Source organism: Allobosea rubneri (genome assembly GCF_032464875.1).
GTDB classification, from domain to species: Bacteria; Pseudomonadota; Alphaproteobacteria; order Rhizobiales; family Beijerinckiaceae; genus Allobosea; species Allobosea rubneri.
The window spans coordinates 170,283-182,101 of record NZ_JAWDID010000002.1; the positions used below are offsets into that span (position 1 = coordinate 170,283).

An 11,819-nucleotide genomic window follows, 5' to 3' on the forward strand; every position below is an offset into this window, starting at 1 on the left:
GCGATCATGAACATTCAGATGTCTCGGCGCCGGCTCCTCAAGGGCTCGGGCGCATTGGTCGTCGGCTTCACGCTTGCAGGCCGCGCCGGCGAGGCGTTGGCGCAGGGCGCGAGCCTGCCCGCCGCCAAGCCGCTGGCGGTGACCGAAGTCGACGCCTTTCTCTCGATCGACATCGACGGAATCGCGACGGTCTATTCGGGCAAGGTCGATCTCGGCACCGGCGTCGCCACCGCCCTGCCGCAGATCGTCGCCGAAGAGCTCGACCTGCCGATGGCCGCGATCAGGTTCATCCAGGGAGACACCGGGCTGACCCCCGATCAGGGCATCTCCTCGGGCAGCCTCGCGATCCAGAACGGCGGAATCCAGTTGCGCCAGGCTGCGGCGACGGCCCGCAACGCCCTGCTCGACGAGGCTGCCAGGCGGCTTCAGGTCGCCAGGGGGGAGCTCAGCGTCGTCGATGGCGTAGTCGAGGCCAAGTCCGGCCAGTCGGTGAGCTATGGCGCGCTGATCGGCGGCAAGAGCTTCAACCTCAAGCTCGATCCGAAGAAGCCGGTCGCGACCAAGGCGCCGAAGGATTTCAAGGTCGTCGGCAAGTCCGTCGCCCGCATCGACATTCCCGGCAAAGTCACCGGCCAGTTCACCTATATGCAGGATGTTCGCGTCCCCGGCATGGTCCATGCCCGCGTGGTCCGGCCGCCGGCGCTGGGCGCCAGGCTCGAAAGCGTCGACGAGAGATCGATCGCTGGCATCCCCGGCGTCACGGTCGTGCGCCAGAAGGATTTCCTCGCCGTCGTCTCACCAAGCGAGTGGAACGCCGTCAGGGCCTCGCAGCAGCTCGCCGTCAAATGGTCGAAATCCGAGACGCTGCCCGAACAGGCCAAGCTCTGGGACCATGTGCGCAGCACCAAGGTCGTTAAAGACGACGTCACCAGCAATATCGGCGATGTCGCGGCCGCCATGGGCAAGGACGGCCGCACGCTGTCCGCGACCTATGATTTCGCAATCAACCTGCACGGCTCGATCGGGCCGTCCTGCGGCATAGCAGAGTTCAAGGACGGCAAGCTGACCTGCTGGTCGGCCTCGCAGGCGACGCATAATCTGCGCAAGCAGCTCGCCGAGATGTTCTCCATGCCGGCCGAGGATGTGCGCTGCATCTATTTCGAGGGCGCCGGCTGCTATGGCCGCAACGGCCATGAGGATGCGACCGCCGATGCCGCCCTCATCGCCAAGCTGATCGGCATGCCGGTGCGCGTGCAGTGGTCGCGCGCCGACGAGCACGGCTGGGAGCCGATGGGACCGCCGACCCTCATCGACCTCAAGGCGACGCTCAGCGACAAGGGCGAGGTCACGGCCTGGGATTCGCGCTTCTTTGTGCCTCAGGGCATGCCGGGCAATTGTCCGCTGGTGGCGCAGGAGCTGGCCGGTCTGCCGGCGCCGCCGGTGCTCTCGCCCGGGAATGTCATTCGCAACTCGGATATCCCCTACGGGATTCCCAATATCCGCACGATCTGCCACCGGCTTGAGACCACGCCCTTCCGTCCGTCCTGGATCAGGGCGCCGGGGCGGATGCAGAACACCTTTGCCAATGAGTGCTTCCTGGACGAACTCGCCGCCGCGGCGAACGTCGATCCGCTGGCGTTCCGGCTGAAGTATCTCGACGACAAGCGCGGCATCGAGCTACTCGAGCGCCTGCGGGCCTTCGTCAAATGGGAGGCGCGCGCCTCGCCCCTGACCAAGGCGAGCGGTACCTCGGCCGGCGTGCTGAAGGGGCGCGGTGTCTCGTACACGAAATACGAGAAGACCCGAACCTATGTCGGCGTCGTCGCCGAGGTCGAGGTCAATACGGCGAGCGGGGCGGTGCGCACCACCCGGTTCCATGTCGTCCATGACTGCGGCCAGATCATCAATCCCGATGGGGTCATCAGCCAGATCGAGGGCAATATCCACCAGACCGTCAGCCGTACGATGAAGGAGGAAGTCCATTTCGACCGGGCGATGTCGACCAGCCTCGACTGGGCGAGCTACCCGATCATGACCTTCCCTGAGATGGCCGATATCCGCGTCGAGCTGATCGACCGCCCCGACCAGGCCCCATGGGGTGCGGGCGAGCCGACCGCGGCGGTGGTCCCCTCGGCGATCTCGAACGCGATCTTCGACGCGACCGGCGCCCGGCTGCGCTCGACCCCCTTCATTCCGCAGAAGGTCAAGGCCGCGCTGACGGCTTGACGTAGAAGCGCGCCGTCGTAACCCGGACCGGAGAGACCCCGGCCAGGTCTACGTGCCGAGCCAGTTTGCTATCGGGCACAAGCTTGAAACCGGGTTCTCACCGGCTGCCGGGCGATTGAGATTGCGGTCGCGCCCAGTCCGCAATGGATCGCATCCTTTTCCGCGGTCGTGGGCAATGGATACGCCGCGAATCTGGAGGTCTGCGTTTCAGTCTCATGCCGAGGTCGTCTTCTCACGCGTCTCGATCGAAGGCGAGCGCCACGGCGAGTGCAACATTTGATAAAGTAATCCCGGATGCGGCGTCCCATGAGGGGATCTGCCATGGATATCCATCCGCAGAAACAGCTGCCTCATCAGGCGTGGAACCTCGGTCGCATCATCGGACCGAAACCACCTTTGAAGCCGAAGCATATCTAGGCGATACGGACTAGGTTACAGCACGAGGGGCGTGTTGGGGGCACCGCGACGTGTCGCAGCCCACTAACTCGCTTCAACCCGCAAGCTCCGGCCCTTCTAAACACTCTTCAAGCTGCCGGAGAAGGCTTTGTAGTTCGGCCAAGCGCTCGCTGCCATATCGCCTTGTGATCTCGGAATAGATCGCTTCAGATTCCACGCCGGCGCGCTCGATCAGTTCCATGCCCTGTGGCGAGATCGAAATGATACCTCGACGGTGGTCGGATGCCGAGGTCCTGCGGAGGATGAGTCCGCGCTCATCGAGATCCTTGAGGATGCGCGACAGGCTGGGGCCGAGCAGGAACGTCGCTTCCGCGAGCTCCGTCACCTCCAGGCTGCTCTGGGAGTTCAGGGCCCGCAGCACCCGCCACTGCTGCTCGGTGATGCCGAAGCGGCGGAGGCTGGCGCGGAAATGGCGCATTACGGATTCTCGCGCCCGTAGCAGCGACATCGGCAGCGAGCGCGAGAAATGCCTGATCCGGACCCGTGCCTCGGATGGGTTGGTATCGTTCGGCATCGGTCCGGCGCCCTTATGCGTATTCTCAGTCATGATCGGTCCCGGAGGCGGAGCGCGACGCGGACCAAGGTTCACGGTCGCGCCACCGCCTAGTCAAGCCTCGGGCTTCTCGGGGTTGCCGCGCTGCTTCAGATAGTCACGATAATTGCTCGTCTTGAAGTTGAGCGTCTCGTCGGCCTCTTCCATCTGCACGGAAATACCGAGCGGGCTCGCGGCGCTGACAGCGGCGAGATAGGCCTTCACCGCATCGAACACCCGGCGGGCGGCCGCCTTCTTGTCCTCGTCTGAGCGGCCCTTAGCGATGCGCAGCATCACGTGCACAAAGGCGTTGTCGGGGTGCCCGTCGACGATCAGATAGTTGGCGACCGGAACGCCCCGCGTGCGTGCGCCGGCGAAGGGGAAGATGGCGCCGTCGCCGATCAGAGCGTCCTGCGTGGTCTTGAGCAGACCGGAGACGTCGATGCGGGATTCGAGGTTGGCCGAGTATTCGACCCAGATATGAGGCATGTCGATAATCCGATGCGGTTCAGCTGAGCGAGGCGACGGCGGCGGCGACACCGCAGCCGGGAGTGGGCACCGCGTGGCCGAGCGCGGTCAGGCTGCGCTCGAGGAAATAGAGGTCGGTCAGGACGTCGGCTTCGCTGATCAGCCCCATCGTACCGATGCGGATGACCCGGCCGGTCAGCTTGTTGCGAGCGCCTGCGATCGCGGTGTTGTAGGTCTCGTACATGTGTTTGACGATGGCTCCGCCGGTCAGCGGCTCGGGCACGGAGGCGACGACGACCGTATGCGAGGCGGTCGCCTGATCGCCAAAGGCCGGGAGACCCAGCGCGACGCAGCCGGCCCGCATCGCATCCGACAGGCGCTTATGCCGGGCGAAGACCTGCGGCAGTCCTTCCTCATGGATCATCGTCAGGGCTTCATGGACGCCAAACAGCAGCGAGACCGGGCAGGTAAACGCCGTCTCGTGCTTGTCGACGACCGCCAGGGCTTTGCGCATGTCGAGGTAGAAGCGCGCACAGCGGTCGTCGCGCTCGATGACCTTGCGGGCCTTTTCACTGACGCTGGCGAAGCCGAGGCCAGGCGGGCACATCAGCGCCTTCTGCGAGCCGGTGACGATGATGTCGACGCCCCATTCGTCCTGTCGCAGTTCCAGGCCGCCGAGCCCGCTGACCGAGTCGACCAGAAGCAGGGTATCGCGGTCGCGCAGCAGCGCCCCGATCGCAGCGAGGTCGGTGACCGCGCCGGTGGAGCTCTCGTTGTGGACGGCGACCAGGGCGCGATAGTCGTTCTTATCGAGCTTGGCGGCGATCACGGCCGGATCCGGCGTCCAACCCCACTCGCTTTCGATGACGTCGACCTCGGCCCCGAGCGCGCGGGCGATCTGGGCATAGCGTTCGCCGAACTGGCCATGGACAAGCGCGAGGACCTTCTCGCCGGGCGCGAGCACGTTGGCGAGGCTGGCTTCCATGACGCCCGTCCCCGAGCTGCCGAAGGTCAGCACCGGTGCAGTCGTCCCAAACAGCGGTTTGATCCATTGCTGGATCTCCTCGAGGATTACGCGCATCTCTGGACCGCGATGGTTGACGATCGAGCGCGCGGTGGCTTGGCGGATGCGCTCGGGAATCGTGATCGGGCCGGGCAGGCGCAGGCGGTAGGGATAGGCTGAGGACGGCGATGCGGTCACGGTCAAGCTCTCCGAAGGATAGGCTAGGCGTTGCTCTGTGCTTGGGGATGCCGGTGGGCGACCGACCGGCTAGTGGATGACTTGCTGGATGAACTGGCGCGCGCGCTCGGTCTTTGGGGCGGAGAAGAACGCATCGGGCCCGCCGACTTCAGCAATGGCGCCGTCCGCCATGAACACGACACGGTCGGCGACGGCGCGGGCAAAGCCCATCTCATGGGTGACGCAGATCATGGTCATGCCGGTACGGGCGAGCTCGATCATGACGTCGAGCACCTCCTTCACCATTTCTGGGTCGAGCGCGGAGGTCGGCTCGTCGAACAGCATCACGTCGGGGTCCATGGCGAGCGCGCGCGCGATCGCGACGCGCTGCTGCTGGCCGCCGGAGAGCTGGTTCGGGAATTTCCTGGCCTGGTGGCCGATATGGACGCGCTCCAGCAATTCCATCGCGCGGGCCTCTGCGGCGGCGCGCGGCACATGTTTCAGCTTGATCGGCCCGAGCGTGAGATTGTCCAGGATCGAAAGGTGCGGAAACAGATTGAAGTTCTGGAAGACCATGCCGACGCGCTGACGGATCTTCTCGATATTGTCGTCGTTCTGGGCGACGAGTTCACCGCCGACGGTGATCGCGCCCTGCTCATAGGCCTCGAGGCCGTTAATGCAGCGAATCATCGTCGACTTCCCGGAGCCCGAGGGGCCGCAGACAACGATGCGCTCGCCCTGCCGGACCTCAAGGTCGATGTCCTTGAGAACGTGGAAGTCCGAATACCACTTGTTGAGGTTTGCGAGCCGGATGAGAGGCGGTGTCATGGCAGTGATTGACCCGGTTGCGTTCAGGAGCGATCGGCGCGCGCGAAACCGGCCTCGATGGCTCGGCTGTAGCAGGAGAGGCCGAAGCTCATCAGCCAAAAGACCAGCCCGACGATGAAATAGCCCTCGGCCTGGGAACCCGCCCAGAGCGGGTCCGACACGCCGGCGGAGACGATGTTGAGCAGGTCGAACAGGCCGACCACCATCACAAGCGTTGTGTTCTTGAGCAGCGAGATGGTGGTGTTGACGACGCCCGGAACGACCTTGCGGACGGCCTGAGGCAGGATGATGTGAAGCATGGTACGCCAGTAGCCGAAGCCGATCGCCATCGCGGCCTCGTACTGGCCCTTGGGTACCGCCTGCAAACCGCCGCGCACCACCTCGGCCATATAGGCGGCCTCGTAGAAGATGATGCCGCCGACCGCGAGCGCAAGCGGATCCGGCTTCGTGCCCGGTGGCAGAAAGAACGGCAGCATCACGATGGCCATGAACAGCACCGTGAGGAAAGGCACGCCGCGGCAGAGTTCGATGAAGCCGACGCAGAACCAGCGGATCAATGGCAGCTTGCTTTGACGGCCGAGTGCGAAGACCACGCCGAACGGCAGCGAGAAGGTGATGCCGGAAACCGCCAGGATCATGGTTAGCATGAAGCCGCCCCACTGGTCGCTCGGCACCAGAGGCAGCCCCGCAAAGCCGCCGCGCAGCAGCAGGAACGTCGTGATCGGCAGCACCAGCGCAATAAAGGCGATGGCATAGGCCTTGCCAGGGATGCGCGGCACCATCAGCCAGACCAGCCCGAAGAGCAGCAGGCTGAAGGCGATGTCGGGCCGCCAGCGTTCGAGCGGCGGATAGAAACCATAGATGAACTGCGGCGCCTTGCTGGCGACGAATGCCCAGCACGCGCCGCCGCCGGTACAGTCGGCACGGCTCGCGCCGGTCCAGGTGGCGTTGACCAGGGCCCAGGGGAGGATGGCCGAGGCGATGCCGCCGAGGATCGCCAGGACCGCCAGCGACAAAAGCGCGTCGCGCCTGGTTCCGAACATGCGGCCGCGCAAGCCGCCGAGCAGCCGGGTCAGCGGATTGGAGGCGCGCAGGGGGGAAGGCCGGGCGCTGCCGGTCTCGGGAAGAGCGGCTGCTTGGGTCACCGTTCGACAATCCTGGTCATGCGGTTGAACAGGTTGATCAGCGCGCCGATGAGAAGACTGATGGCGAGATAGACGCCCATTGTCATGGCGACGATCTCGATGGCGCGGCCGGTCTGGTTGATGCTGATGCCGGTGAAGACGCCGACAAGGTCGGGATAGCCGATCGCGACAGCCAGCGACGAGCCTTTCAGGATGTTGAGGTATTGATTGGACAGGGGCGGCAGTAGCACGCGCACCGCCTGCGGGATCACTATGAAGCGCAGCGTTTGCCACCAGCCGAAGCCGATTGCGGCAGAGGCTTCGCGCTGTCCTTTGTTGACGGATTCGATGCTGGCGCGGACGAGTTCGCCGATGAAGGCGGCGTTGTAGATCGCCATGGCCAGGACGAGCGCCACGACTTCCGGCACGATGACCCAGCCGCCGACGAAGTTAAAGCCGCGCAGATGGGGCACCGAAAAGGAAACCTGCGCGCCCGAGAGGACGATCGCGAGTGCGGGCAGGGCAACTAGCACGGCGAATGCGGGAAGCCAGGCATTGACCGTTCGGCCGGTCCGTTCCGCATAGCTCGTCAGGTTGCGGAAGAGGACGAGGGCGAGGATGAGCGCGAGCAGGATCGACAGAGCGAGCAGGCCGGGGCGATCTGTCGTCAGACCAGGTATGTAGATGCCGCGGTTGGACAGGTAGGCTGCGTCCCCGATCGAATGGGCGGCGCGCGGTGCGGGCAGCGCCCGCAGGGCGACATTGTACCAGATCAGGATATGCAGCAGCTGCGGCAGGTTCCGCACGACCTCGACATAGATCCGCGCGGCACGGGACACGGTCCAGTTGCTCGAAAGCTGAGCGATGCCGATGGCAAAGCCGAGCACGGTCGAGGCCGCTATGGCCAGCACCGTGACCAGCAGGGTGTTGGTGATGCCGATCAGGAAGACGCGCCAGTAATTGTCGCTGGCCGTATAGGGAATGAGGTGGAAGGCGATCTCGAAGCCCGCCTCCTGCCAGAGGAAGTCGAAGCCGAGCTTGAGGCCGCGGGCGGCCAGATTGGCGTAGAGATTGCCGATCGCGACATAGGCGATCAAGGCAAGACCCGCGACGAGTAGACCCTGGTAGAGCCAGCCCAGGATGCGTCGGCGCCCCAACGGGCTACGCTGCGGATGATCGGGTACTGAGATCGTCATCTTGGACGTAGGGCTGCTCGGCGGGGCTGGGAGGCCGGCGTCAGCACCGGCCTCGGCTGCGTGTTCGGCTCAGCGGATCAGCGGGGCGGACATCAGCCCCTTATTGTTCCAGAGGTTGTTCAGGCCGCGCTCAAGCTTGATCGGGCTCTTGTCGCCGACATTGCGCGCAAACATCTCGCCGTAGTTGCCCACGGCCTTGATCGTGTTGAAGGCCCAGTCATTGTCGATGCCGAGCTTGACGCCGAAATCGCCGGTGACGCCGAGCAGGCGCTGTACCTCGGGCGAGGTCGAACTCTTCTTCATCTCGTCGACATTGGCCTGAGTAATGCCCAGTTCCTCGGCGGCGATGAGCGCATTCAGCGTCCAGGCCACGATATCGCGGAAGCGGGAATCGTCCTTGCGCACGACGGGGCCGATTGGCTCCATCGAGATCAACTCAGGCAGCACGACCCAGTCGTTGGGGCTGCCGAGCTTCGAAACGGCGCCGGCCAGCGCGCTGAGCACGTTCGCGTAGACGTCGCAACGCCCGGCTTCCAGGTTCTTTTCGTTCTGCTCGCGGGTATTGGCCGTGACAGGCGTGAACTTGAGGCCGTTCTTGCGGAAGTAGTCGGCTAGGTTGAGCTCATAGTTGGAGCCGCCCGAGACGCAAATCGAGGCGCCGTCGAGCTCCTTGGCGCTCTTCACGCCGAGCGATTTCTTCGCGAGGAAGCCCTGGCTGTCGTAGAGGTACACGCCGGCCCATTCGACGTTCAGCTCGATGTCGCGGATGAAGGTGTGCGTGGCGGTGCGAGCCAGCAGGTCGATGCCGCCGGACTGCAGTGTCGTGAAGGCGGTCTTGATCTCTAGCGGGACGAACTTGACCTTCTGGGGATCGCCAAGGACGCCGGCGGCGACGGCGCGGCAGAAATCAACCTCGAAGCCGGTCCATTTGGCGGCGCCGTCGAGCGTGCTCATGCCGGTCTGAACGCCGGTCGAGACGCCGCAATTGAGGACCCCGCGTGCCTTCACGGCCTTCTGCGTGGCGCCGCTCTCGGCGGTGGCGGCAGTAGAGCCGGCCAGCAGGCACCCGGCGACGAGGACCCATTTGTTGCAGATATTACCGAGCATTCATTCCTCCCAGCGGCTTGAACGGACGTGGGGCAGGTGCGCCCCCGCATGACGGAGATGTTTGATGACATGTAACACGTTAAATATCAAATTGATTAGCGCGTTAATCATCTTGACGCGGTCGCGGAGGGACTTCCGTGCCGGACATGCCGGCGGAGGAGGGGAGTAGGCTGACAGCGCTATGCCGCCCTGGCGTTTGCGCGATAGACCGCGGCGCCATTCAACGACGTCGCGTGACTTGGCCAGCAGTCAGATCGCTCCTGATCTCACTCGAAGAAGCAGCTTACGGTTCCTAATGGGCCGTAATCGGCGACAATGGTGTCGCCATGACGTGCTTCGATCGGCCGGATGAAGGAGCCGCCGAGCACGACCTGGCCGGCCTCGATCTTATCGCCATAGGCCGCGAGCCGGTTCGCCAGCCATGCGACGCCGCGGGTCGGCTGGTTCAGGACGCCGGCTCCGAGACCCGTCTCTTCGACCACGCCGTTGCGGCTGACGATGGCTCCAATCCAGCGCAGGTCGACCTGATCGGGCCGCATTGCGCGCCCCCCCATCACGATGCCGGCATTCGCGGCATTGTCCGCGATGGTATCGACGATGGTGCGCGTCTGCTTCGTCTCGGGATCGACGCGCAGGATGCGTGTATCCAGGATTTCGAGCGCCGGCGTGATGTAGTCGGTCGCGTTCAGCACATCCGAGACCGTGACGTTCGGACCCTTCAGCGGGGCCTTCATGACGAAGGCGATCTCGGCCTCGACGCGGGGCTGGATGAAGCGTTCCTTGGGCACGGTGCTGCCTTCTTCGAAGCTCATGTCGTCGAGCAGCACGCCGGAATCGGGGGTGTCGATGTTCAGCGCGTACTGCATAGCCTTGGAGGTCAGGCCGATCTTCCAGCCGATTACCTTGCGGCCGGCCGCGCGCTTGCGCTTCACCAAGGCATTCTGGATGGCGTAGGCGTCGTCCGTCGAGATTCCGGGAAAGCGCAGCGATATTAGTCCCGTCTGCCGGCGGGTCTGCTCGGCCTCGTCGAGGCTCAGCGCGGCGGCTTCGATCTGGTCAGACGTCAGCATCGGTCAGGCCTCGTCGGCGATGGCGTTGCGGAGCAGGCCGATGCCGTCGGCCTCGACTTCGACGATGTCGCCCGGCTTCAGCCACACCGGCGGGTCGAAGCGCGCCCCTGCGCCCGTCGGCGTGCCGGTGATCAGGATGTCGCCGGGAACAAGGGTGGTGAAGGTCGAGACGTAGTTGATGATCTTCCGGAACGAGAAGATCATCCGGCTGGTCCGGTCGCTCTGCCGAACCTCGCCGTTGACGCGGGTCGTCAGCGCGATATCTGCGATCTGCGCCTCGTCGGTATAGGGCACTAGCCAGGGGCCGATGGCGCCGGAGGCGTCGAAATTCTTGCCTTGGGTGACGTTGAACTTGGCGTGGCGCATCCAGTCGCGGATCGATCCCTCATTGGCCAGCGTCAGGGCCGCGATATGGTCGAGCGCGTCGCGCTCGGCGATCCTACGCCCGGCCTTGCCGATGACGATGGCGATCTCGCCCTCATAATCGAGTTGCTCGCTCTCCGGCGGGCGGATGAGCGGCTGTCCATGGCCGACGAAGGAGCGCGCGAAGCGCGGAAACAAGGACGGATTCGCCGGAGCCTCCTTGCCGTCCTTGTATTCCGCGTTGCGGTCCGGGAAATTCACGCCGACGCAGATGATTTTCTCGGGAAGGAGCGAGGGAATCGTGAACCGGATCTCCTCCAGCGACAGATCCGGTGACAGGCGAGCAGCATTTTCCTGGAGAGCCGCGAACGCATGCTCGTCCACGACCTGCTGCAGGGTCGGCCACCTGGCTTCGTACCGAGCAGAGAGGTCGACGATTCCGCCATCGGTTGCCAGGCCATATCCCGCCCGCTCGGCGTGGATGAAACTTACGAACTTCGCGACCAAGAGAGGCGTCCTCACGAACAGGAATGGAGACGATGAGCGCTGGGGAGTCTCCCTTCAGGGAGATGCCTTCCGGCCGGAGAGCCGAAGCGCGATTATCATCTAATTATCATGTTAAATATATCAGTCGCCGGGATGTCAACCCGTCGGGAGCGTCTCTCGTTATCGCGCAAAGTGCGTGGTGCGACAGTTGGGGAAATCGTGGACGCCTACAGCGACGTCGCCATCGACAAGATCGTACCGCAGGCTTGCGCGGAAGGAGCCAGCCCGGTGACGATGCTGATCACGAAAAACTGCACGCCGAGCGGGGGGCGGAAGCCGCTTTTCAGCCTGCGCCTGAGGCTTTCCGCGAAACCGGTCCGGGCGAGAGGCGTAATGCGAGGGCGGGCCCAAAGGCATAGGAAACAGTGCAAGCAAGATCGAGGGCCCAGTCAGTAGCAGATCACCGTGGATGATGCCCGAACGGTGCGCCCTCGGTCTTGAACGGGATTGATCTGCTAGTGCCCCAATGCGCGCGAGAAGCCGGCCAGCGTCACGCCGCTGCCCCGCTTGAAGAAACGGTTGAGGTGGCTTTGGTCAGCGAAGCCCAGCTCTGCCGCCACCTGCGCAGGAGTAATGCCATCTCGCAGGAGCCGACGCACACGAGCCAGCTCCATCTGCATCGCCACGCCATCAGCGGCAGGCAAAGGCACGGCTGAAGCGGCGAACCAGGTGCTCGGTGGAGATCTCGGCTTGACGCAGCGTCTGACGCCGCCGAGCCTTGGG

General features: G+C 64.4%; 11 protein-coding genes and 1 pseudogene. 2 read left to right on the forward strand and 10 right to left on the reverse strand.

Features of this window, described 5'->3' with window-relative positions; all coding sequences use genetic code 11:
• Positions 1–6: 6 nt before the first annotated feature.
• Together RKE40_RS02210 and RKE40_RS02215 are read left to right on the forward strand one after the other, a co-directional pair.
• A complete protein-coding gene (locus RKE40_RS02210; protein ID WP_316016612.1) occupies positions 7–2,226 on the forward strand; it encodes a xanthine dehydrogenase family protein molybdopterin-binding subunit in 2,220 nt (739 codons plus the stop codon).
• Between the two features lie 321 nt (positions 2,227–2,547).
• Positions 2,548–2,640, forward strand: a pseudogene (locus tag RKE40_RS02215) (integrase); the annotation flags it as partial.
• 76 nt (positions 2,641–2,716) lie between these two features.
• Here RKE40_RS02215 and hpaR read toward each other — a convergent pair.
• From hpaR to RKE40_RS02265, 10 genes are all read right to left on the reverse strand, one after another.
• Positions 2,717–3,229, reverse strand: a complete 513-nt coding sequence (hpaR, locus tag RKE40_RS02220) for a homoprotocatechuate degradation operon regulator HpaR (protein ID WP_316016613.1) — start codon at positions 3,227–3,229, stop codon at positions 2,717–2,719.
• Positions 3,230–3,289: 60 nt separating this feature from the next.
• On the reverse strand, positions 3,290–3,703 hold the full coding sequence (locus RKE40_RS02225) for a 5-carboxymethyl-2-hydroxymuconate isomerase (RefSeq protein ID WP_316016614.1): 414 nt from the start codon (positions 3,701–3,703) through the stop codon (positions 3,290–3,292).
• 19 nt (positions 3,704–3,722) lie between these two features.
• Entirely contained in the window at positions 3,723–4,883 is a 1,161-nt protein-coding gene (locus RKE40_RS02230) for a pyridoxal-phosphate-dependent aminotransferase family protein (protein ID WP_316016615.1), read from the reverse strand.
• Positions 4,884–4,952: 69 nt separating this feature from the next.
• A complete protein-coding gene (locus RKE40_RS02235; protein WP_316016616.1) occupies positions 4,953–5,690 on the reverse strand; it encodes an amino acid ABC transporter ATP-binding protein in 738 nt (245 codons plus the stop codon).
• 23 nt (positions 5,691–5,713) lie between these two features.
• Positions 5,714–6,835: an amino acid ABC transporter permease gene (locus tag RKE40_RS02240; protein WP_316016617.1), complete on the reverse strand. Its 1,122-nt coding sequence runs from the start codon at positions 6,833–6,835 to the stop codon at positions 5,714–5,716.
• Positions 6,832–8,010 carry an amino acid ABC transporter permease gene (locus tag RKE40_RS02245; protein WP_316016618.1) on the reverse strand — a complete coding sequence of 393 codons (1,179 nt, stop codon included), beginning with the start codon at positions 8,008–8,010 and terminating at the stop codon, positions 6,832–6,834. Before RKE40_RS02245 ends, RKE40_RS02240 begins: the two co-directional genes overlap by 4 nt.
• Positions 8,011–8,079: 69 nt before the next feature.
• Complete coding sequence (locus RKE40_RS02250) at positions 8,080–9,117, reverse strand: amino acid ABC transporter substrate-binding protein (RefSeq protein ID WP_316016619.1); 1,038 nt, start codon at positions 9,115–9,117, stop codon at positions 8,080–8,082.
• Between the two features lie 266 nt (positions 9,118–9,383).
• Positions 9,384–10,187 (reverse strand): 2-oxo-hept-4-ene-1,7-dioate hydratase, encoded by an 804-nt coding sequence (hpaH, locus tag RKE40_RS02255; RefSeq protein WP_316016620.1) that lies wholly within the window; start codon positions 10,185–10,187, stop codon positions 9,384–9,386.
• Between the two features lie 3 nt (positions 10,188–10,190).
• Positions 10,191–11,057, reverse strand: a complete 867-nt coding sequence (locus RKE40_RS02260; RefSeq protein ID WP_390893184.1) for a fumarylacetoacetate hydrolase family protein — start codon at positions 11,055–11,057, stop codon at positions 10,191–10,193.
• 494 nt (positions 11,058–11,551) lie between these two features.
• Positions 11,552–11,716, reverse strand: coding sequence for a helix-turn-helix domain-containing protein (locus RKE40_RS02265; protein ID WP_316016621.1), 165 nt, complete (start codon positions 11,714–11,716; stop codon positions 11,552–11,554).
• Between the last annotated feature and the right edge of the window lie 103 nt (positions 11,717–11,819).

Coding starts and splice junctions, on each gene's coding strand:
- RKE40_RS02265 (WP_316016621.1), bottom strand. CDS start 11,716: ATGCAGATGGAGCTGGCTCGTGTGCGTCGGCTCCTGCGAGATGGCATT.
- hpaH (WP_316016620.1), bottom strand. CDS start 10,187: ATGCTGACGTCTGACCAGATCGAAGCCGCCGCGCTGAGCCTCGACGAG.
- RKE40_RS02250 (WP_316016619.1), bottom strand. CDS start 9,117: ATGCTCGGTAATATCTGCAACAAATGGGTCCTCGTCGCCGGGTGCCTG.
- RKE40_RS02225 (WP_316016614.1), bottom strand. CDS start 3,703: ATGCCTCATATCTGGGTCGAATACTCGGCCAACCTCGAATCCCGCATC.
- hpaR (WP_316016613.1), bottom strand. CDS start 3,229: ATGACTGAGAATACGCATAAGGGCGCCGGACCGATGCCGAACGATACC.
- RKE40_RS02210 (WP_316016612.1), top strand. CDS start 7: ATGAACATTCAGATGTCTCGGCGCCGGCTCCTCAAGGGCTCGGGCGCA.
- RKE40_RS02235 (WP_316016616.1), bottom strand. CDS start 5,690: ATGACACCGCCTCTCATCCGGCTCGCAAACCTCAACAAGTGGTATTCG.
- RKE40_RS02245 (WP_316016618.1), bottom strand. CDS start 8,010: ATGACGATCTCAGTACCCGATCATCCGCAGCGTAGCCCGTTGGGGCGC.